The 19,899-nt window shown below is 58.7% G+C and carries 16 protein-coding genes, 4 tRNA genes and 1 pseudogene; 13 read left to right on the top strand and 8 right to left on the bottom strand.

Translation table 11 applies throughout. The features are described from left to right. Positions 1 to 56: 56 nt before the first annotated feature. Positions 57 to 1,061: an NADP-dependent oxidoreductase gene (locus ACM6I0_RS25785; RefSeq protein ID WP_285433925.1), complete on the bottom strand. Its 1,005-nt coding sequence runs from the start codon at positions 1,059 to 1,061 to the stop codon at positions 57 to 59. A gap of 235 nt (positions 1,062 to 1,296) precedes the next feature. Here ACM6I0_RS25785 and ACM6I0_RS25780 point away from each other — a divergent pair, with 235 nt between their 5' ends. The 4 genes and pseudogenes from ACM6I0_RS25780 to ACM6I0_RS25765 all read left to right on the top strand — a co-directional run bounded on the left by ACM6I0_RS25780 (position 1,297) and on the right by ACM6I0_RS25765 (position 5,707). Continuing rightward, a complete protein-coding gene (locus tag ACM6I0_RS25780) occupies positions 1,297 to 2,058 on the top strand; it encodes an SDR family oxidoreductase (RefSeq protein WP_414923596.1) in 762 nt (253 codons plus the stop codon). A gap of 184 nt (positions 2,059 to 2,242) precedes the next feature. Then, the gene (locus tag ACM6I0_RS25775; RefSeq protein ID WP_414923595.1) at positions 2,243 to 3,625 is read left to right on the top strand and encodes a PLP-dependent aminotransferase family protein; all 1,383 of its coding nucleotides are present in this window, start codon (positions 2,243 to 2,245) and stop codon (positions 3,623 to 3,625) included. A 117-nt stretch (positions 3,626 to 3,742) separates the two neighbouring features. Next, positions 3,743 to 4,846, top strand: a pseudogene (locus tag ACM6I0_RS25770) (HAMP domain-containing protein); the annotation flags it as partial. Continuing rightward, on the top strand, positions 4,826 to 5,707 hold the full coding sequence (locus ACM6I0_RS25765) for a methyl-accepting chemotaxis protein (protein ID WP_414923621.1): 882 nt from the start codon (positions 4,826 to 4,828) through the stop codon (positions 5,705 to 5,707). The pseudogene ACM6I0_RS25770 and the gene ACM6I0_RS25765, both read left to right, overlap by 21 nt. Before the next feature lie 816 nt (positions 5,708 to 6,523). Here the strand turns inward: ACM6I0_RS25765 and ACM6I0_RS25760 are convergent. Next, positions 6,524 to 7,294: a hypothetical protein gene (locus tag ACM6I0_RS25760; protein WP_285436750.1), complete on the bottom strand. Its 771-nt coding sequence runs from the start codon at positions 7,292 to 7,294 to the stop codon at positions 6,524 to 6,526. A gap of 379 nt (positions 7,295 to 7,673) precedes the next feature. Here ACM6I0_RS25760 and ACM6I0_RS25755 point away from each other — a divergent pair. The 4 genes from ACM6I0_RS25755 (at position 7,674) to ACM6I0_RS25740 (ending at position 8,087) form a co-directional block, all read left to right on the top strand. Next, positions 7,674 to 7,749, top strand: a tRNA-Glu gene (locus ACM6I0_RS25755). 2 nt (positions 7,750 to 7,751) lie between these two features. Next, a tRNA-Gly gene (locus ACM6I0_RS25750) sits at positions 7,752 to 7,827 on the top strand. A gap of 105 nt (positions 7,828 to 7,932) precedes the next feature. After that, positions 7,933 to 8,008: transfer RNA gene (locus tag ACM6I0_RS25745), tRNA-Glu, on the top strand. 3 nt (positions 8,009 to 8,011) lie between these two features. After that, positions 8,012 to 8,087, top strand: a tRNA-Gly gene (locus ACM6I0_RS25740). Between the two features lie 136 nt (positions 8,088 to 8,223). Here ACM6I0_RS25740 and ACM6I0_RS25735 read toward each other — a convergent pair. The 4 genes from ACM6I0_RS25735 to ACM6I0_RS25720 form a co-directional block, all read right to left on the bottom strand. Next, on the bottom strand, positions 8,224 to 9,963 hold the full coding sequence (locus ACM6I0_RS25735; protein WP_285430392.1) for a dipeptidase: 1,740 nt from the start codon (positions 9,961 to 9,963) through the stop codon (positions 8,224 to 8,226). A gap of 196 nt (positions 9,964 to 10,159) precedes the next feature. Beyond that, on the bottom strand, positions 10,160 to 10,798 hold the full coding sequence (locus ACM6I0_RS25730) for a LysE family translocator (protein WP_285430393.1): 639 nt from the start codon (positions 10,796 to 10,798) through the stop codon (positions 10,160 to 10,162). Between the two features lies 1 nt (position 10,799). Then, entirely contained in the window at positions 10,800 to 11,570 is a 771-nt protein-coding gene (locus ACM6I0_RS25725) for a 2OG-Fe(II) oxygenase (protein WP_414923594.1), read from the bottom strand. Between the two features lie 92 nt (positions 11,571 to 11,662). Beyond that, a complete protein-coding gene (locus ACM6I0_RS25720; protein WP_414923593.1) occupies positions 11,663 to 12,289 on the bottom strand; it encodes an alanyl-tRNA editing protein in 627 nt (208 codons plus the stop codon). A gap of 90 nt (positions 12,290 to 12,379) precedes the next feature. On the opposite strand from ACM6I0_RS25720, the gene ACM6I0_RS25715 reads away from it, so the two are divergent. Beyond that, positions 12,380 to 13,369 carry a LysR family transcriptional regulator gene (locus tag ACM6I0_RS25715; protein ID WP_414923592.1) on the top strand — a complete coding sequence of 330 codons (990 nt, stop codon included), beginning with the start codon at positions 12,380 to 12,382 and terminating at the stop codon, positions 13,367 to 13,369. Positions 13,370 to 13,546: 177 nt separating this feature from the next. Here ACM6I0_RS25715 and ACM6I0_RS25710 read toward each other — a convergent pair whose 3' ends face one another. Next, positions 13,547 to 13,954 carry a PA2817 family protein gene (locus tag ACM6I0_RS25710; protein WP_010461909.1) on the bottom strand — a complete coding sequence of 136 codons (408 nt, stop codon included), beginning with the start codon at positions 13,952 to 13,954 and terminating at the stop codon, positions 13,547 to 13,549. 77 nt (positions 13,955 to 14,031) lie between these two features. Beyond that, complete coding sequence (locus ACM6I0_RS25705; RefSeq protein WP_414923591.1) at positions 14,032 to 16,479, bottom strand: acyl-CoA dehydrogenase; 2,448 nt, start codon at positions 16,477 to 16,479, stop codon at positions 14,032 to 14,034. Between the two features lie 249 nt (positions 16,480 to 16,728). On the opposite strand from ACM6I0_RS25705, the gene ACM6I0_RS25700 reads away from it, so the two are divergent. The 4 genes from ACM6I0_RS25700 (at position 16,729) to ACM6I0_RS25685 (ending at position 19,896) form a co-directional block, all read left to right on the top strand. Then, entirely contained in the window at positions 16,729 to 17,388 is a 660-nt protein-coding gene (locus ACM6I0_RS25700; protein WP_285430398.1) for a transglutaminase-like domain-containing protein, read from the top strand. 43 nt (positions 17,389 to 17,431) lie between these two features. Then, a complete protein-coding gene (locus tag ACM6I0_RS25695) occupies positions 17,432 to 18,055 on the top strand; it encodes a glutathione S-transferase family protein (protein ID WP_414923590.1) in 624 nt (207 codons plus the stop codon). 132 nt (positions 18,056 to 18,187) lie between these two features. Continuing rightward, a complete protein-coding gene (locus ACM6I0_RS25690) occupies positions 18,188 to 19,120 on the top strand; it encodes an ABC transporter ATP-binding protein (protein WP_285430400.1) in 933 nt (310 codons plus the stop codon). Beyond that, a complete protein-coding gene (locus ACM6I0_RS25685) occupies positions 19,117 to 19,896 on the top strand; it encodes an ABC transporter permease (protein ID WP_208669425.1) in 780 nt (259 codons plus the stop codon). The genes ACM6I0_RS25690 and ACM6I0_RS25685 overlap by 4 nt, the downstream gene beginning before the upstream one ends. Positions 19,897 to 19,899 lie beyond the last annotated feature (3 nt).

Genomic DNA, 19,899 nt, shown 5'->3' with positions numbered 1-19,899 from the left:
GCCATCGCGAGCAAGCTCGCTCCCACAGGGGATTGTTGCTGTTGGGAGATAGCGGGTTAAACCTTCAACACCAACTTCCCGAAATTCTCACCGCTGAACAATTTCATCAGCGTCTCCGGGAATGTCTCCAGGCCTTCAACGATATCTTCCTTGCTCTTGAGCTGCCCCTTGGCCATCCAGCCGGCCATTTCCTGTCCGGCGGCGGCAAACTGGGCGGCATAGTCCATCACCACAAAACCTTCCATCCGCGCGCGATTGACCAATAGCGCCAGGTAGTTGGCCGGGCCCTTGATCGCTTCCTTGTTGTTGTACTGGCTGATGGCACCGCAAATCACTACCCGTGCCTTCAAGTTGATGCGGCTCAGTACGGCGTCGAGAATATCGCCGCCAACGTTATCGAAGTACACGTCGACGCCTTTCGGGCATTCACGCTTGAGTCCGGCGTGGACGTCTTCGTTTTTGTAGTCGATGGCGCCGTCGAATCCCAGTTCGTCGATCAGGAACTTGCACTTGTCCGCGCCGCCCGCGATGCCGATTACGCGACAGCCTTTGATCTTGGCAATCTGCCCGGCAATGCTGCCCACTGCACCGGCCGCGCCGGACAGCACCACGGTGTCACCTTCTTTGGGGGCGCCGACATCGAGCAGGGCGAAATACGCGGTCATGCCGGTCATGCCCAGGGCGGACAGGTAACGCGGCAGTGGTGCCAGTTTAGGATCAACCTTGTAGAAGCCCCGTGGCTCGCCGAGGAAATAATCCTGCACACCCAAGGCGCCGTTGACGTAGTCCCCGACCGCAAAGCCGGGATTGTTCGAGGCAACGACTTTGCCTACGCCCAATGCGCGCATGACTTCACCGATACCGACCGGTGGAATGTAGGATTTGCCTTCGTTCATCCAGCCACGCATGGCCGGGTCCAGGGACAGGTATTCGTTTTTGACCAGGATCTGACCCGCGGCCGGTTCGCCGACCGGTACTTGCTGATAGGTAAAGGTCTCGCGGGTCGCCGCGCCCACCGGTCGTTTGGCGAGCAGGAATTGGCGATTGGTCTGGGTAGTCATGACAGGCACTCAAGATGAATGAAGCCTTGTTGATAGACCTTCATGATCGAAGCCGCAAGTTGGGCTGACGCGGCGAATGCACATCAATCCAGTGCAGTGATAGTTGTTGCGGCACTTCTATCACTGCAACTCATGGGCACCCAACCGGGCCTCTGATAGTGCTGCCGTGCCGAAAGCGCTGTGCCTAGACTGGGAACACGCGATGCCCCGCATTCTTCTTCCAGAGGACATAACAATGAGCATGACGTTTTCCGGCCAGGTCGCTGTAGTGACAGGCGCTGCCAATGGTATTGGCCGCGCGACCGCCCAGGCATTCGCCGCTGAAGGGTTGAAAGTGGTGGTGGCCGACCTCGACACGGCCGGAGGCGAAGGCACCGTAGCGTTGGTTCGTACGGCGGGCGGCGAAGCGACCTTCGTGCGCTGCAATGTCACGGTGGAAAGCGAAGTAAAACATCTGATGGACGAAGTGGTGAAGACTTACGGCCGCCTGGACTATGCCTTCAACAACGCGGGCATCGAGATCGAGAAAGGTAAATTGGCCGACGGCACCCTCGACGAGTTCGACGCGATCATGGGCGTCAACGTCAAAGGCGTCTGGTTGTGCATGAAGTACCAGTTGCCCTTGCTGCTGGCCCAAGGCGGCGGTGCGATCGTCAACACCGCTTCGGTAGCCGGTCTCGGGGCTGCGCCGAAGATGAGCATTTATGCGGCATCGAAACATGCGGTGATCGGCCTGACCAAGTCGGCGGCCATCGAATACGCCAAGAAAAAGATTCGCGTGAATGCGGTCTGCCCGGCGGTGATCGATACCGACATGTTCCGCCGAGCCTACGAAGCGGACCCGAAGAAGAGCGAGTTTGCCAATGCGATGCACCCGGTCGGGCGCATTGGCAAGGTTGAGGAAATCGCCAGCGCCGTGCTCTACCTGTGCAGCGACGGCGCGGCATTCACCACCGGTCACTCGCTGGCGGTGGATGGTGGCGTCACGGCGTTTTAAATACCTGGATTTGCCGAGTAGGAAAAAGCCCGCATCCGTGCGGGCTTTTTCATGGTCGCGGGAAAAGGCCTGGCAAAGTGTTTCAAATGGTTAGAACCGAGGGTTTTGGCGGCGTTGTCGCACTGCCGATCCGGCACACCTGTGATTAACTGTTTCCCGCAAATGGACAGGAGTTTGCTTGCTCATGGAATTGAGAATTGATCGACAGGCATTGGTGCCGGTCGTACAGCAAATCGTCGACGCGTTGGCCGGCTGGGTGCGTCATAACGAGCTGCTGCCCGGAGCGCGTCTGCCTTCGGCACGGCACATCGCGAGGGTCAATCTGCTCAGTCAGTCTTGCGTCGTCGAAGCTTGCGAGCGCCTGGTGGCTGAAGGGGTTCTGGCATCGCGTCATCGCGCCGGTTTCATTGTTGCCATTCCAGCGCCAGTCACTCAGGAACAACAGGATTGCCGGTGGTTCGAGGGCGCAGACTTTCAGCACGGCGGCGTTGCGGGCGAACTCAAACTGGGTTGCGGCGGGTTGCCCGAAAGCTGGCGGGAATCGGACGACCTTAGCTATGCGATTCGTCAGGTCAGCCGTACCGACATGGCCGGATTGTTCAGCTACAGCACCTCCCTGGGGTTGCCGGCCTTGCGCCAGCAGATTCGCAAACGCCTCGAACTGCTCAGCATTGAAGTCGACGAGAACCGCATCCTGACCACCGCAGGAGCCAGTCATGGCCTCGACCTGATCGTGCGGACCTTGCTCAATCCCGGCGATTGCGTGGTGGTGGAACGTCCGGGTTATTCGCTGTTGTTCGATCTGCTCAGGCTGCACGGTGTGCAGATGATCGAGGTGCCGCGAACCCCGTTCGGGCCAGATGTACAGGTGCTTCAAACGCTGTTGGCGACGTACAGGCCCCGTGCGCTGTTCATCAACAGCTTCTGCCAAAACCCTACGGCCAGCAGCCTGACACCCGTGGTGGCGCAGCAGATTGCGCAACTGACCAAAACCCATGGCGTGCTGGTGATCGAAGATGACGTCTACGCGGACTTGCACAGTGGCCCCGGCACTCGCCTCGCCGCGCTGGGTATCGATGACCACGTGATTTACGTCGGCAGCTATTCCAAAACCCTCAGCAGTTCATTGCGGCTCGGCTTTGTCGTAGCCGGTGCCGGAGTTATTTCGAAGCTGGCCGAGGTCAAGATGATCAGCAGCATGGGGGCCTCAAGGTTCGGCGAATCGGTGCTGGCCTGTCTATTGGCCAGCGGCGCCTATCGCAAACTGGTTCAACGCCAGCGCCTGCGTTTGACCACTGACAGGCAGGCCGCCCTGCAAGTGCTCGAGGACGCCGAATGGGAGGTCTTCGGCAAGCCCGACGCAGGCTTGTTCATCTGGGCGCGATCACGGATGTCCGACTATGCTCAGGTGCTTACGCTAGCCCGGCGTTTTGGTGTGTTGCTGTCTTCTCCCAGCGCATTCAACCCTGGCGGCGAAGCTGGCGACTGGCAACGTATCAACGTGGCGTATGCCTGTGATCCTCGTGCCCGGGCATTTTTTCAGGCCACAGCTCTTAATCGACCTTAAACGTTCTGAAAACGACGTGGGCGTAGCTTTTTGCCATTATTCCGACGCCAGAGACTTGTGTTGGCGTATGCCCATTGCGAATCTGCGACAACAGACTATGTCAGGGGACTAAGCGCAATGATTTCGGCCGTGCAAGGACGTTTTGCCAACCTCGGTATGGCGAAAAAAATGGGTGTCGGGTTTGTATTGGTGCTCTTGCTGACAGCACTGGTGGCAGCCATCGGCGTATGGTCCCTGCAAACCATCAGTCAACGTTTCGATGGGCTCAAGCAGATGTCGTCGCTCAACAGCGGCTTGCTCAAGGTGCGACTGCTGGAGCAGGAGTACGCCTTGCACGGCAACCCGAAAACTGCTGATGCGCTGCGCCAAGGCGTCGACGCCCTGATCGCCCTGGCGAATCAGCTCAAGGCTCAAACGGCCGCCAATGTGCCGGTGATGAACGACGTCGAGCAGTCTCTGGGTGCTTATCGCAAGGCGTTTGATGAGTTCGTCTCGCTGAGCCAGGCCAAGGACCTGGCGCTGGAAATGGCCAGTTGGTCGGTGTCCAGCGTGGCCAATAACCTAGATGTGCTGCAGTCCGGGCTGGCCGATGACGGTGCCTATACCTTGAAACAGTCCGAGGGCAAGGACGGCGGGCAGTTTATCGAGCAGGCCAGTCAGGTCAGCCAGGTGTCACGGTTGATGCTACAGGCCATGAATGAAGCGCGCGTGCGCCTGGACCAGAGCCGCAAGGGTGATGACAGCGCCGGCCAGGGCAAGATCGAGCAGGCCGATCAGGCGCTGGCTCAGGCCGAGCAGCTGAAAAGCACGGTCAAGGATGAGGGCTATCTGACAGTCCTCAATGAAGTGTCCGGCCATATCGGCGGTTTCACCGAAAAACTGGCTGAGTACACCGGTCTGTTGGCCCAGGAAAAAACTGTCTACGAACAGTTGCACCAGCGCGCCGCGCAGGTGATGGAGCGGGTGGATCAGGCCTATGTCGCTGAAGACCAGTCGATGCAGACCGAACTGAAAAAGAATTCAATGCTGATCATCGGGTCTTCGGCACTGGCGTTGCTGGTGGGGTTGATTGCGGCATGGGTAATTACCCGTTTGATCGTGGCGCCGCTGCGCAGTGTGATCCGCGTCGCTCAGCAGATCGCCGCCGGCGACTTGAGTGCAACGGTTGAAGTGACTCGTCGTGACGAGATCGGCCAGTTGATGCAGGCGATGCAACAGATGGGGGCGGGCCTGAGCACGATTGTCAGTGGCTTGCAGGCCGGCATCGAGCAGTTGGCGAGCTCGGCACAATCGCTGTCGGCGGTGACCGAGCAGACCAACCTTGAGGTCAGTAGCCAGAAGGAGGAAACCGAGCAGGTTGCCACGGCGATGAATCAGATGACGGCGACGGTTCACGACGTTGCGCGTAATGCCGAGGAAGCTGCGCAAGCGGCGCAGACGGCGGATGGCAAGGTTGAAAGCGGCCAGCAGGTGGTGCGTCAGAGCATGGCGCGGATCGAGCAGTTGGCGGATTCGGCGACGTCGGCCAGTTCAAGTATCGAAAGCTTGAGTGCGGAAATTCAGAACATCGGTACGGTGCTCAGTGTGATCAAAAGTGTTGCCGAGCAAACCAATCTGTTGGCGCTCAATGCGGCTATCGAGGCGGCACGGGCCGGTGAGCAGGGCAGGGGGTTTGCGGTGGTGGCTGATGAGGTTCGGGCACTGGCCAAGCGGACTCAGCAATCGACCGAGGAAATCGAGCGTCTGGTGAGTGCCTTGCGTTCGGCGGCGCAGTCGTCGGTGCAGCAGATTCAGAACAGTGGTGAGTTGGTGAAGCTGGCTGTGAGTGACGCGTTGCAGACTGAGAGTGCGTTGGGGAGTATTGCGGCGGCGGTGTCGTTGATTCAGCAGATGAACCAGCAGATTGCTGCGGCAGCCGAGGAGCAGAGTTCGGTGGCTGAGGAGATTAATCGCAGTGTGACGAGTATTCGGGCGAGTGCCGATCAGTCTTCGTTGGCGATGCAGGGGAATGCGGCGTCGAGTATTGAGCTGGCGCAGTTGGGGATTGAGTTGAAGGGGATGGTCGGGCACTTTCGGCTCTGACCGTTTGCGCGGTGTAGTGGCGGCCTTTGGGCCGACCATGTTTTGGGTTGACTGGGTACATATCCGTTGCTGCGGTAGCGGCGGCTTAGGGTTTCGCCCTGACGGCGAGTCCCTTTTGCAAACGCCCAAAAGGAACCAAAACGCTTTGCCCCGGCGTCCGGCCCCTCGCTGGGGCTCGGTGTTCCTTCGCTCCGGCATTCATCTGGGGGCATCGCCTCCGGTCTGCTTCGCGACGACCTCCTCTCGATGTGTGCGGCTTCGCCGCACGGCGCTACGCGCCTGCCCCCCAGATGAACGCCTCCACTCAGCCTTCCGAAGGGGCGGGTAGGTCAAAAGCCAGATCAAAAGCTGCAGGCGAGCTAACGCTCGGCCTGTTGAGTGGTGAGGAGCGGGCGGTACGCCTCGATTTACTGTGGGAGCTGGCCTTGCCGGCGATGGCGGCCTGACAGCCGACCAGTTTCTCTCAGATGCACCCCATTCCCCTGTGGGAGCTGGCCTGCCAGCGATGGCGGCCTGACAGCCGACCAGTCTCTCTTAGATGCACCCCATTCCCCTGTGGGAGCTGGCTTGCCAGCGAAGGCAGCTTGCCAGCCGACCAATCTCTTGCAGGTGTACACCGAACCCTGTGGGAGCTGGCCTGCCGGCGATGGCGGCCTGACAGTCGCCCAATCTCTTGCAGGTGTACCCGGTCCACAGTGGGAGCTGGCCTGCCGGCGATGGCGGCTTGCCAGCCGACCCTTTCTCTTCGGATGTATTTCCCATTCAAATCCAACCCCAAAAAAAGCCACCTTGCGGTGGCTTCTTTAATTCTTTTGATCAGTCGTAGATCACTTTCTTCTTCCAGTCTGCATCCGCCTCGACTTCTTTGAGGCCTTCGTTCAATTGGTTTGTTTCGCTTTCAACCGCTGCGATGTTGTCCATCACCATGGCGTTGGCGCGGGCCAGGAGTTTTTCCAGGTATTCGAGTTGTTCGGCGTAGGCCTGGGGTTCCTGTTGTTTGCGCAGGTATTGCACGCCGCGTTCGAAAGCAAGACGGGCCTGGCCTGGCTGGTTTTGTTGCAGGCATTGCTGGCCAAGGTTGTTGAAGAACTCGATGTGCAGCAGCACCAGAATGTGGCGCACTTCGCGGATCCAGCGCTTGGCTTCGTTGGTCGGCAGGAAGCCGTCCTGGGCGGCGCGGGTGATTTGGCCATGCAGGGCTTCGAGCAGGAAGCGCACGTCTTTGGCTTTGGCTTCGGTCTGGATGGGGGCCGGGGGGTTGTTGACCGGGATTGAGTCGCCTTGGGCGACAAGGGCTTGCAGTTCGCTGACGCGGGCTTTGAGGTTGCTACTGGTTTTTTCCAGGTTGAGCAGGCGCTGGCAGACGTTCAGTTCCAGGCGAGTCAGCAGCAGCTTGAGCGCCGGTGTCATCAGCTGGCCAGGGAAGGTTTCGGTAATTTCACCACAACGACGCAGGCGGTCGTTGAGTTCAACCTTGGTACGGGCCTTTTCCAGCTTGTTGTTTTCCACCACATGGTTCATGTAGCCAATGGCGATCAATAGTGCGATCCCGGCTACGACTAGCAGGGTGATCATGAGTGGTGTCACCGGTAAGACCTCTTTATAGGGTTCGCGATCGAGTGTAGTAGCTTGGCATTTGGACGCATAGGGCCGCTCGACGAGTTGAATCGGTTGTGGCTCTATCTGTATCGGCCGCGATTGCGCTTATATAAGTGGTGGCAAATATGAAGCACATTGCCATCACTTCGTTGCCGTCGACTATAACGTCTTGCCGGGTATCGGAATATAGCCACCCAAGGCCGTCAGACGGAAAAGCCCGAATCGCCTCGCAAAGCAGGGCGAAGTCATTGATTTAAATAAATTTATATCAGGGGGTTGACGACCCCTCAATCCATCCATAGAATGCGCGCCACTTACAGCGTAAAGCACACAGCGAAACGCGGTAGGGAGTGAATGTTGTACGTGTGTCCCCTTCGTCTAGTGGCCTAGGACACCGCCCTTTCACGGCGGTAACAGGGGTTCGAGTCCCCTAGGGGACGCCAATGCGGGAATAGCTCAGTTGGTAGAGCACGACCTTGCCAAGGTCGGGGTCGCGAGTTCGAGTCTCGTTTCCCGCTCCAATTTTAAGCAGCGTTGCTTTCGGGCAGGGCTGAGTGAAGCCAGAGCCGACATCTTCGGATGCGGATTTGGGCACTGAAATACACACCATGTGTTTCAGTTAGCGTGTCCCCTTCGTCTAGTGGCCTAGGACACCGCCCTTTCACGGCGGTAACAGGGGTTCGAGTCCCCTAGGGGACGCCATTTGCGGGAATAGCTCAGTTGGTAGAGCACGACCTTGCCAAGGTCGGGGTCGCGAGTTCGAGTCTCGTTTCCCGCTCCATATTTAACGAAAACGCCGCTCAGCAATGAGCGGCGTTTTTGTTTGTGCGTTTTTTGCCTTTTGCTGATCGACTGTCTGTCGCAATCAGGTCGATCAAATCATTGGGCCTGCCAGAGCGGCGGGCCCAACAAGGCCATCAGAGCGTCGGCAACTGCCCGATACGCCCCATCATTTCGGTCACGATCTGCAGGTCAAGCAGGAACTGGTCGACGGTCTTGAACTCATTGTCGGTGTGACCCGTGTATTTATTCTCGGGTCTGGCCAAACCAAATTGCACGCCATTGGGCAGCTCATGAACCGAAGTGGCGCCGGCGGAAGTACCGAACTTGTGTTCCATGCCCAGGTTTTCGCTGGACACGGCCAGCAAGGCCTTGACCCATTCGCCTTCAGGGTTGCGGTACATCGGCTCGGCAATCGAGTAGTCGATCGTCGGAGTAATGTGGGTCTTGTTGCTCCACGCACCCAGCTTGTCGGCGATTTCGGTCTTGAGCGTTTCCGGGGACTTACCCTTCGGCACCCGTAGATTGACCGCGAGCTTGAAGACTTTTTCATCCATGGCGACGTAGGTCAGGGAAGCGGTCAGAGGCCCCATGAACGCATCGGAGAAGCCGACGCCCAGATTTGCACCCAGGTAATCCAGTCCCCAGTTGTCGGCGGCATAGCGGGCAGCGTCGGTGATGTGGTTGTGCTTGAGCGCGACTTTGCCGTCAAGGCTGTTGATGAAGCCCAGCATCCTGGCCACCGGGTTAACGCCTGACTCGGGCTCGGAGGAGTGGGCTGAAACGCCGGTGACCGTCAGCTTGACGTCTTTGCCGACGACTTTTGCGCTGACCTCGAAGTTACCGCCATTGTGCTTGGCATACGCAGCGCCAGCCTTGTTCAAGCGGGCAGCCAGTTCGGCAGGCTTCTCGCTCAAAAGGGTGGCCACCGATGTCGATGGAATCTGGTTGGTGGCCATGCCGCCCGTCATCAATATGATTTCAGCTCCGTTGCCATCCGCCTTGCGTTTGGTGAAGTTCGCCATGACGGTGCCGTAGCCTTTCTCGGCAATTACCACCGGATAGCCGCCGTCCAGCGCCAGGTTGTAGTTGGGCGTTGGGTTATGTTCGAAGTAATAGGGAATGGCGTCGCCGGTGGTTTCTTCGGTGGTGTCGACCAGCAGCTTGAAATTCCTGGCCAGCGGCAGCTTCTCTTCCTTGATCACTTTCATGGCGTACAGCGCCACCACAATGCCGTTTTTGTCATCCTCGGTGCCGCGGCCGTACATGCGGTCGCCGATCAGCGTGACCTTGAATGGATCGAGTTTGGTGCCGTCTTTCAAGACCCAGTTCTCCGGCGTCACGGGTACTACGTCGGCATGGGCGTGAATGCCCACGACTTCGTCGCCACTGCCTTCGAGGGAAATTTCATAGACGCGGTTGTCGATGTTGCGAAAGTTCAGGTTGAACGCTTGGGCCAGGCCCTTGATCTTGTCGGCGATCTTGATGAATTGCGGATTGTCGTGCTGGGCAACGCCATTCACTTGGAAGGTCGGGATGGCCACCAATTCGCGCAGGGTCTCGGTGGCGGCTTTGCCATATTTCACCCGCGTATACAGGCCCAACAGGCGATGGATTTCGTTCTGCTGTTCAGCCGAAAGGGTCTTGTTGTCGAGGAACGCACTGATGGCAGGATTGAGGTCACTGGTGTTGGCCAGGTCGCTTTTGGCCAGCCCACCCAGGAACTGCCTGAAATCCGTGACTGATGCGTCACTGAATGTTTTGAGGATGGCCGCGCTCTGTTGCGGGGTGATGTTGGCGTGTGCGGTCAGTGTGAACGACGACAGGCTGGCCACTATCAGGGTTGACGCAGCCAGGTGCTTGAATGAGAAATTCATTGTTGAGGGCATTCCTTTGCAGGCAGTTTGTGAGAGATTTCTGATCGATAAGACAGAAAGTTTTCCAAACTAACACCCTGAATGCGCGATAGGGGAGCCTTCAAGCGGGATCTGTCGCACAAAAATGCAAAAGCGACGCACAAGCGAAAAAGGCCCGCCAGTCGGACTGAGCGGGCCTTTTTCGTGAGCGCAGGTCTTACATCGACAGCATCAGGCGCCCGGCGAACAAAATCAGAATCACCCCCATGGTCCGTTCAAACCAGTGCCCCATGCGCATGAACAGCAAGCGCACCCGGGCACTGGAAAAGAACAATGCGACGATCACAAACCACAACGCGTTGACCAAACACATCCACACGCCGTAGAGCGCCTGGATCTTTAGTGGCGTCGTGGCACTGATGATGGTGGTGAAAATCGCCAGGAAAAACAGCGTCGCCTTTGGATTGGTCGCGTTGGTGAGAAATCCAGTGGTGAACGCCTTCAGTAGCGTTTGCTCGATGACCGGTTCGTCGGCAACCTTGTCACCCTCAAGCGCCGACTTGGGTTTGCTGCGCAACAGGCTGACACCGAGGTACAAAATGTAAGCGCCACCGACGACTTTGGCCACAGTCAGCAGCCAGGGCGTCGAGTGCATCAGCGCGCCGACCCCGAGCAGGGTGTAAAGCACGTGCACGGAAATGCCCGCGCCAATGCCCAGCGCCGTGCAGATTCCGACCAGCCGACCGAAGCGCACACTCTGACGGATGGTGACGGCGAAGTCCGGCCCGGGTGCGACGACTGCCAGGAAGTGAATTGTCGCCAGCGCCAGAAACTCGCCCAGGTAATTCGAAAGCATCTCAACTCCAAAAAGTAAGGGGTGACGCATTGCCGCGATAGCCGACAAAGAACGAAAGGCTCAAGCGCGGATCTTCCAGCCCCGGCGTCACTGAGTGCATGCGGCGCGAATTGAACATGATGAAATCACCCGGCTCGGGACGAATCTCCAGGGTCGGAGCGCCCAGCAGGTTGGGGTCGATGCCGTAACTGTCGCCGCGCATTTCGTCGAACTGGTCCGCAGAAATGTCGTGGTCCCACATCTGCAATGCACCGCCCTCGGTCGGCATGCTCAGGTAGACGTTGCAGGCGAACTGCGCTTCCAGGCTCCTGGCCTGATAACTGTCCGGGGCGTCCTTGGCGAAAATGTCGTGATGAGCAAGGAAGCAAACCCCGGGTTTCACCACTCGGGACAGCCCGACATACATTTTGCGACCGTAGAGATTTTCCAGGTGCGCACCCGCAGGCCAGGTCTCATCAAGCATGCAGCGCAGGGTGTCGACCGGGGACGAGTAAGGCGCGCAACGGTTGCGCAACTCGGCGATGTTGCGCGAGGCACGCTCGAAGTAATCTTCGATCAGCAGCGGCTGGTTTTCCGCTTCATAGAACGCCATGCCGATACGGCCAATGCTGGGCGCGTTGATATAGCCTTCGAAGCCTGGCGCAAGGATCTTGTCGCCAATCTGCTTCGCCAGCGGCTGGGGCAATAAGCCTTTGACGCGGATCGCGAGGACTTCTTCGTTGGCCAGTTTTTTTATGCACGTCTCATCGAGACGCTCGACGTCAAGCATCATGTCTTAGGTCCATCTATCAGATAGTCAACAGAGCCCACGAACGCAGGCTCCCCCGGCGTCAGGCGATGACGGGGACGGCATCGCCCAAAAGCTCAATCCACGCTGTAGTGGACTGACAGCGTTCCCTTCTTCAGTGAAAGGGAAGCGATCGTGACCGTGCCCAAATCCTTCAGGCTACGTACATGGGTGCCGCCGCAGCCGTAGGCGGGCAGTTCACCGAATCCAATTTCCCGGGAGCCTTCGCGCAAAGACGTCAGGCGTGGCATGTCATCGGCCACCCATTGCGCGATGCCCTGTTGAATCATTCCGGCATCAACCTCTTTTGCCGACTCGGCCGGATTGAACTGCACGCGTCCTTCGCCCGGCCAGTGATGAGCCTTGATCGGCATCCAGCCCTGGGCCTGGACAAAATGGCCGATCAGATGCCCGGCCGAATGCATGCGCGAATTGAATTGGCGACGTTGCTCGTCAATCCGGATCTGGGTCATGCCCGGTTTTACCGGGCGGTCGACAAAATGAATGATGCGGTCCGGGTCCTGCACCACGCGCAGAACCTGGCTTTCGCCAATCCACCCGGTGTCGCACGGCTGACCGCCACCTTGGGGGTGAAACAACGTGGCGCGCAGCACCACCGCGAATTCGTTCTCCTGGGGGGTGCAGTCCAGGACTTCCACATTGGCCTTGAGGTCATCACTATGGAAAAAGAGGCGAAGCGTCATATTCCATGTCCTCATTAGAGTTTCTTTTTTTATTATATGAAGCGTGGAATTGCGTGATAATCCGTTCAAACATCAAAGGACTGTTGCGCTGTGAGCATAAATCTTCCACTGCCGCTGCTGGGTGAAATGGCGATTTTCGTCAAGGTTGTCGAGACCGGCAGTTTTTCCGAAGCCGCGCGTCAGTTGGGGTCGTCACCCTCGGCGGTCAGTCGCAGCATCTCGCGACTGGAAAAGGCGTTGGCCACACGTCTGCTGCAACGAACCACGCGCAAACTGCGGTTGAGCGATGGCGGCGAAGAAGTGTTCAAGCGTTGCCAGGAGATGGTCAGCGCAGCCAGGTCGGTGATGGAAATCAGCGGGCAGTTCACCCATGAAGCGGAAGGGCTGGTGCGGGTCAGCGTGCCCAAGGCTGTCGGTCGATTTGTGATTCATCCGCACATGCCAGAGTTTCTGCGGCGTTATCCCAAAGTGGACGTGGAGTTGTTGCTGGAGGATCGACAGGTGGATCTGATCGATGACAACGTCGATCTGGCCATTCGCATTACCGATCGACCACCCGCCGGCCTGGTCGGGCGGCAGTTGCTGACCATCGACCATCTACTTTGCGCGACACCGCAATATTTGGCCGAACATGGCACGCCCACCCATCCCCACGACTTGCTCAACCATAGCTGCATCTACCTGGGTGAAACCCCAAGCGATGCGCGCTGGAAGTTCAAGAAGGGCACCAAGGCCGTCACTGTCGGTGTGCGCGGACGCTATGCGGCGAATCACACGGGCGTGCGATTAGGCGCGGTGTTGCAGCACATCGGGATTGGCAGCCTGCCATACTTCACCGCGCGCTATGCGCTGGAACAGGGCTTGATTGTGCAGGTCTTGCCGGACTGGACCTTTCTGGCGTCTTACCATGGCGGCGCCTGGTTGCTGCATTCGCCAACGCGTTATCTACCGCCGAAGTTGCGGGTGTTTATCGATTATCTGGTGGAATGCCTGGAGAAGGAGCCGACGCTGGGCAAGCGGGGGAAACCGGGAAAGGTCGCGGCGGAGTATGAATTGCCTGAGAGTGACGGGTTGCTTTGACCGGCCCCATCGCGAGCAAGCTCGCTCCCACATTAGATTTGTGACCGCCGCAGAGCCAATGTAGGAGCGAGCTTGCTCGCGATGGCGGCCGTCCAGGCACTGCATCACTGCGCTATGCCACAAAAAAAAAGGCCCGCATGAATAACCATGCGGGCCTTTTGCGCTTCCAGCCGGGAATCAGTGCTTCGGTTCGTCGTTCGACATCGCCAGCAGCTGTTTTTCCTGGTTCCAGTCGAACGGTTCGTCGTTCTGCTCGGCTTCGAAACGACGTTCTTCCAGCGCCTGGTACAAGTCGATTTCGTCATCGGGCATGTAATGCAGGCAGTCTCCTGCGAAGTACCACAGCAGGTCACGAGGGACCAGATGGGCGATTTGCGGGTAACGGGTGATCACCTGGCAGAGAATGTCCTGGCCCAGGTATTGGCTTTCGATCGGGTCGACCGGCAGTAATGCACGCAGTTCGTCGAAGCGCTCCAGGAACAAGGCATGGCTTTCTTCGGGAACCTGTTCGGCCTCACCCACGGCGACCAGGATGCTACGCAAGTGGTCAAGCAAGACGAGATGATCGGCAACGACGTTGGACACGAGATAAGTCCTCAAGAGCAAAACGGGCGCGGGAGTATAAAGCCCCCGCGTCCATTTTTACATGATAGTCGACTTGATCAGCGGACCTTTCCGTCAGCCAGCGCCAGTTCTTCCTTGGCGAAATCATCGACGTCGATCACCTTGCGCCGCGCCGCCTCGGCATCATGCAGGGACAGCGCCTCACCCGCCTGCAAGACCCCGGCTTCCAGCGCCGCGTCGATGGCGTGTTCCCCGGCAGCCGGTTTGACCTGGCCGCTCTTGAGTGCCATGTGCAGCTTTTTCTGCAACGGCTGCACCGCGTTCAACAAGTTGCACGCTTGTTGCAGTGCTCCGACCGCGTCATCGGCCGATTGCGGACGGTAGCAACCGGCCAGCAACTCTTCGAGTGTCGGATCGCCTTTGGCCCGGCCAATCACCGCGGCCACTTCGGCAGCGAGTTTGTCCGATGGGCCTTTGTGACGACGACCCAGCGGGAACACGATCACCCGCAACAGGCAGCCCAGCACTTTGTTCGGGAAGTTGCTCAGCAACTCATCCAGCGCTCGTTCCGACTGGCCAAGACTTTCTTCCATGGCCCAGGTAAACAGTGGCGCCATATGTTCCGGCGAGTCGAGGTCGTGGTAACGCTTGAGCGCGGCGGAGGCGAGGTACATGTTGCTGAGCACATCGCCAAGCCGTGCCGACAGGCGTTCGCGACGTTTCAGCTCACCACCCAGCAGCATCATGCTCAGGTCCGCGAGCATGGCGAATGCGGCGGCCTGACGATTGAGGGCGCGGAAGTAACCCTGGCTGAGCTTGTTGCCTGGCGCGTGTTCGAAGTGCCCGAAGCCGAGGTTCAGTACCAGTGTGCTGGCGGCGTTGCTCACGGCGAAACCGATGTGTTTGAGCAGCAGGCCATCGAATTCGGTGAGGGCCTGGTCCTTGTCTTCACGACCGGCGAGGGCCATTTCCTTGAGCACGAACGGATGGCAGCGAATGGCGCCCTGACCGAAGATCATCAGGTTGCGCGAAAGAATGTTGGCGCCTTCCACAGTGATGAAAATCGGCGCGCCATTCCAGCTGCGGCCGAGGTAGTTGTTCGGGCCCATGATGATCGCCTTGCCACCGTGAACATCCATGGCGTGGCTGATGCATTCGCGACCGCGTTCGGTGAGGTGGTACTTGAGAATCGCCGACAGCACCGACGGTTTCTCGCCGAGGTCTACTGCGTTGGCGGTCAGCATCCGCGCCGCGTCCATCATCCAGGCGTTGCCGCCGATACGCGCCATGGCTTCCTGAATGCCCTCGAATGCGGACAGTGGCACGTTGAATTGTTCGCGAACCTGCGCATATTGGCCGGTCACCAGGCTGGTGAATTTGGCGGCGCCGGTGCCGACCGCCGGCAGGGAAATCGAACGCCCGACCGACAGGCAGTTCATCAGCATCATCCAGCCCTTGCCGAGCATTTCCTGGCCGCCGATAAGGAAGTCCAGCGGCACGAAGACATCCTTGCCGGAGTTCGGGCCGTTCATGAACGCTGCGCCTAACGGCAGGTGGCGGCGGCCGATTTCAACACCGGCCGTATCCGTGGGGATCAACGCCAAGCTGATGCCCAGGTCTTCCTTGTCACCGAGTAAATGGTCCGGGTCATAGGCCTTGAAGGCCAGACCGAGCAGGGTCGCCACCGGGCCCAGGGTGATGTAACGCTTTTCCCAGTTGAGGCGCAGGCCGAGGGTTTCCTTGCCTTCCCATTCACCTTTGCAGATCACCCCGGTGTCGGGCATGGCTCCGGCGTCTGAACCCGCCAGTGGCCCCGTCAATGCGAAGCAGGGAATGTCGTCGCCGCGGGCCAGCCGTGGCAGGTAATGGTTGCGCTGTTCCTCGGTGCCGTAATGCAGCAGCAGTTCGGCCGGGCCGAGGGAGTTGGGGACCATCACGGTGGACGCGAGGTCGCCGCTGCGGGTCGCCAGTTTCATCGCCACCTGGGAGTGGGCATAGGCCGAGAAACCCTTGCCACCAAACTCCTTGGGGATGATCAGCGCAAAGAAACCGTTTTCCTTGATGTGAGCCCAGGCCTCGGCAGGCAAGTCCATGTCTTGCCCGATCTGCCAGTCGGTGACCATTGCGCAGAGCTCTTCGGTCGGGCCGTCGATAAAGGCTTGTTCTTCTTCACTCAACTGCGCTTTTGGATAAGACAGCAGCTTGTCCCAGTCCGGGCGACCGCTGAACAGTTCGCCGTCCCACCACACCGTGCCGGCGTCTATTGCATCGCGTTCGGTTTGTGACATGGGCGGCAGGGTTTTCTGAAACCAGTTGAACAGCGGCGCGCTGAAGAATTTGCGACGCAGGTCGGGCAGCAACAACGGCGCCGCGACGGCTGCGATCAACACCCAGAGAACCAGCAGCAGCCAGCCAGGCGCGCGGCTGAAGGCACCCATCGCGACGACAAACACCGCGACGATACACAGGGCGGGCAGGGGGGCGATGCGGCGGTGCGCCAAATAGGCTATCCCGACAACCAGAACCAGTATCCACAACAGCAGCATATTTAATCCTCCGTGAACCAGGGCAAAACCAACCTTCAGAGCTTAGACGGCATCCGCAAAACAGGGTGGTCGGAGCGAGGTGATTGAATTCGTGGGAAATCATGGGTGAGTTTTGTAGGTTGGGTTGGCAACACCCTCGGGAAATCGTTCGCTTCCTACGCGGCTATACGCCCATGTTTGGCCGAAACGTCGTTATGTCTGTGCTAATGGTCTCGCTAGACTCGTGGTTTCCCCCAGGAGATCGTTCTCATGTACGAGTACCTGACACCCGGCCGCTTCATCGATAGTGACCATCCGTCGGTGGTGGAGTTCGCCGAAAAACATCGCGGTGCCAGTCGCGACCCGCTCGAGCAGGCGATCAATCTTTATTACGCCGTGCGCGAAGCTGTGCGCTACAACCCCTACACCTTCAGTCGCGACCCGCAGACCTTGTGCGGCAGTCATGCGTTGGCGACCGGGGAGAGCTATTGCGTGCCCAAAGCCACGCTGCTGGCAGGCGCCGCGCGCCATTGTGGTATCCCGGCGCGTATCGGCCTGGCGGATGTGCGCAATCATTTGTCGACCCCGCGTTTGCTCGAGTTGCTCAGGAGCGACGTGTTCGCCATGCATGGTTATACGGAGTTGTACCTGAACGAACGCTGGGTCAAAGCCACACCGGCCTTCAACCAGAAACTCTGTGAACTGTTCAATGTGGCACCGCTGGAGTTTGACGGGATCAACGACAGTGTTTTCCATCCGTTCAATCGCGATGGCGAGCAGTTGATGGAGTATCTGGTTGATCACGGCCAGTTCACCGATGTGCCCGAGGCATTCTTTTTCGAGCACCTGGAAAAGTGCTATCCGCACCTGTTCAGCGACACACTGCCCGTGCTCCTGGGTGATATGCAGAGCGATTTGAGCCGCGCCTGATCCGGCGTATGCTGCCTGCGCATTCATCCATAAAGAGGCGGTCATGCTGAAGATCTGGGGTCGGAAAAATTCGTCGAATGTCAGAAAGCCATTGTGGGCCGCCGAAGAGCTGGGCCTGGCTTACGAGGCTATCGATGCGGGCGGTGCTTTCGGTGTGGTCGATACGCCCGAGTATCGCGCGATGAATCCCAACGGCCGCGTGCCGGTGATTGAGGACGACGGCTTTGTGCTGTGGGAATCCAACGCCATCGTGCGCTACCTGATGGCTCGGCACGCCAGCGGCACGGCCTGGTATCCAGCGGATTTGAAAGTCCGCGCCTCGGCTGACAAGTGGATGGATTGGGCCACCTCAAGTTTCGCCGGCCCGTTTCGCACGGTGTTCTGGGGTGTGTTGCGCACGCCGAAGGATCAACAGGACTGGGCTGCGATCAACGCAGCGATCAAGGAATGCGATGGCCTGCTGTCGATGGCCGATCAGGCGCTGGCGACCCAACCTTACCTGTCGGGTGACGCCATCGGCATGGGCGATATCCCGCTCGGCAGTTTCATTTATGCCTGGTTCGAGATGCCGATCGAGCGCGCGCCACAACCTCATCTTGAAGCCTGGTATGCCCGGCTGAAGCAGCGGCCGGCGTATCAGAAAGCGGTGATGACCGCGTTGACTTAATACTCACTATCGACACGCTTGACTGTACTTGTGGGGCGGCGACACGCACCATTGCGCTCATGCGCCGTGGTTGTATTAGTCGCCGCCCGCCCTTATTTATCCCTTTCTTCCCTTCTTGGTGCGTAATCAGATATGAGTTCCGCTCTGTCCATCCGGCAGCTAACCAAAACCTACGGCAACGGTTTCCAGGCCTTGAGTGGTATCGATCTGGACGTCGCCGAAGGTGACTTTTTCGCCTTGCTCGGCCCCAACGGCGCGGGCAAATCCACGACCATCGGCATTCTCTCGACCCTGGTGAACAAGACCAGCGGCACGGTGAACATCTTCGGTCACGACCTGGACAAGGAACCAGCGGCACTCAAGCGCTGCATCGGCGTGGTGCCCCAGGAATTCAACTTCAACCAGTTCGAAAAAACCTTCGATATCGTCGTGACGCAGGCCGGTTACTACGGCATCCCGCCGAAAATCGCCAAGGAACGCGCCGAGCAATACCTGACTCAGCTCGGGCTGTGGGACAAACGCGATACGCCGTCGCGTTCGCTGTCCGGCGGTATGAAGCGTCGATTGATGATCGCTCGCGCGCTGGTTCACGAACCGCGCCTGTTGATCCTCGACGAACCAACGGCGGGGGTAGACATCGAACTGCGTCGCTCGATGTGGACGTTCCTCACCGAGCTGAACCAGAAAGGCATCACCATCATCCTCACCACGCATTACCTGGAAGAGGCTGAGCAGTTGTGCCGCAACATCGGCATCATCGACCACGGCACCATCGTCGAGAACACCAGCATGAAACAGCTGCTGGGCCAGTTGCATGTTGAGACCTTCTTGCTGGATTTGAAGAACGGCTTGGGCGTGACACCGCAGTTGATCGGTTACCCGACGCGGTTGCTCGACGGTCACACGCTGGAAGTCCAGGTGGACAAGGCCATGGGCATCACGTCGCTGTTTACCCAATTGGCGCAGCAGAACATTGAAGTGCTGAGCCTGCGTAACAAAACTAATCGCCTTGAGGAGTTGTTCGTGTCCCTGGTGGAGAAAAATCTGTCGAAGGTGGCGGTATGAGTTCCGAGCTGCAACCCAACCTCGTCGCCCTCAATACCATCGTTTACCGTGAGGTCCGCCGCTTCACCCGGATCTGGCCGCAGACATTGCTGCCCCCAGCCATCACGATGGTTCTGTACTTCGTCATCTTCGGTAACCTGATTGGCCGGCAGATTGGCGACATGGGTGGTTTCACCTACATGGAGTACATCGTACCGGGGCTGATCATGATGTCGGTGATCACCAACTCCTACGGCAACGTGGTGTCGAGTTTCTTCGGCAGCAAGTTCCAGCGCTCCATCGAGGAATTGATGGTCTCGCCGGTGTCGCCGCACACCATTCTGATCGGCTACACCCTCGGCGGCGTCCTGCGTGGCTTGATGGTCGGGGTCATCGTGACGATGCTGTCGCTGTTCTTCACCGATTTGCAGGTCCATCACCTGGGCGTGACCATTCTGGTCGTGGTGCTCACGGCAACGATCTTTTCGCTGCTGGGGTTCATCAACGCCGTGTTTGCGCGCAACTTCGATGACATCTCGATCATCCCGACTTTCGTGCTGACACCGCTGACTTACCTGGGCGGGGTGTTTTACTCGATCAGCCTGCTGCCGCCGTTCTGGCAAACCGTGTCCCTGGCCAACCCGGTGCTGCACATGGTCAACGCCTTCCGTTACGGCATTCTCGGCGTTTCGGATATCAAGATCAGCGTGGCGATTACCTTCATGCTGGTGGCGACCGTTGCGCTGTATATCGGTTGTGCGCGGTTGCTGGTCAGTGGGCGCGGCATGCGTACCTGATCA

It is taken from the genome of Pseudomonas sp. IT-P294 (assembly GCF_949767865.1).
Taxonomy (GTDB): Bacteria; Pseudomonadota; Gammaproteobacteria; order Pseudomonadales; family Pseudomonadaceae; genus Aquipseudomonas.
Note: the sequence above shows the minus strand (reverse complement) of the source record. Positions and strands in the feature narration are given on the sequence as shown.

Coding starts and splice junctions, on each gene's coding strand:
- ACM6I0_RS25785 (WP_285433925.1), bottom strand. CDS start 1,061: ATGACTACCCAGACCAATCGCCAATTCCTGCTCGCCAAACGACCGGTG.
- ACM6I0_RS25780 (WP_414923596.1), top strand. CDS start 1,297: ATGAGCATGACGTTTTCCGGCCAGGTCGCTGTAGTGACAGGCGCTGCC.
- ACM6I0_RS25775 (WP_414923595.1), top strand. CDS start 2,243: ATGGAATTGAGAATTGATCGACAGGCATTGGTGCCGGTCGTACAGCAA.
- ACM6I0_RS25765 (WP_414923621.1), top strand. CDS start 4,826: ATGCAGGCGATGCAACAGATGGGGGCGGGCCTGAGCACGATTGTCAGT.
- ACM6I0_RS25735 (WP_285430392.1), bottom strand. CDS start 9,963: ATGAATTTCTCATTCAAGCACCTGGCTGCGTCAACCCTGATAGTGGCC.
- ACM6I0_RS25730 (WP_285430393.1), bottom strand. CDS start 10,798: ATGCTTTCGAATTACCTGGGCGAGTTTCTGGCGCTGGCGACAATTCAC.
- ACM6I0_RS25725 (WP_414923594.1), bottom strand. CDS start 11,570: ATGATGCTTGACGTCGAGCGTCTCGATGAGACGTGCATAAAAAAACTG.
- ACM6I0_RS25720 (WP_414923593.1), bottom strand. CDS start 12,289: ATGACGCTTCGCCTCTTTTTCCATAGTGATGACCTCAAGGCCAATGTG.
- ACM6I0_RS25705 (WP_414923591.1), bottom strand. CDS start 16,479: ATGCTGCTGTTGTGGATACTGGTTCTGGTTGTCGGGATAGCCTATTTG.
- ACM6I0_RS25700 (WP_285430398.1), top strand. CDS start 16,729: ATGTACGAGTACCTGACACCCGGCCGCTTCATCGATAGTGACCATCCG.
- ACM6I0_RS25695 (WP_414923590.1), top strand. CDS start 17,432: ATGCTGAAGATCTGGGGTCGGAAAAATTCGTCGAATGTCAGAAAGCCA.
- ACM6I0_RS25690 (WP_285430400.1), top strand. CDS start 18,188: ATGAGTTCCGCTCTGTCCATCCGGCAGCTAACCAAAACCTACGGCAAC.
- ACM6I0_RS25685 (WP_208669425.1), top strand. CDS start 19,117: ATGAGTTCCGAGCTGCAACCCAACCTCGTCGCCCTCAATACCATCGTT.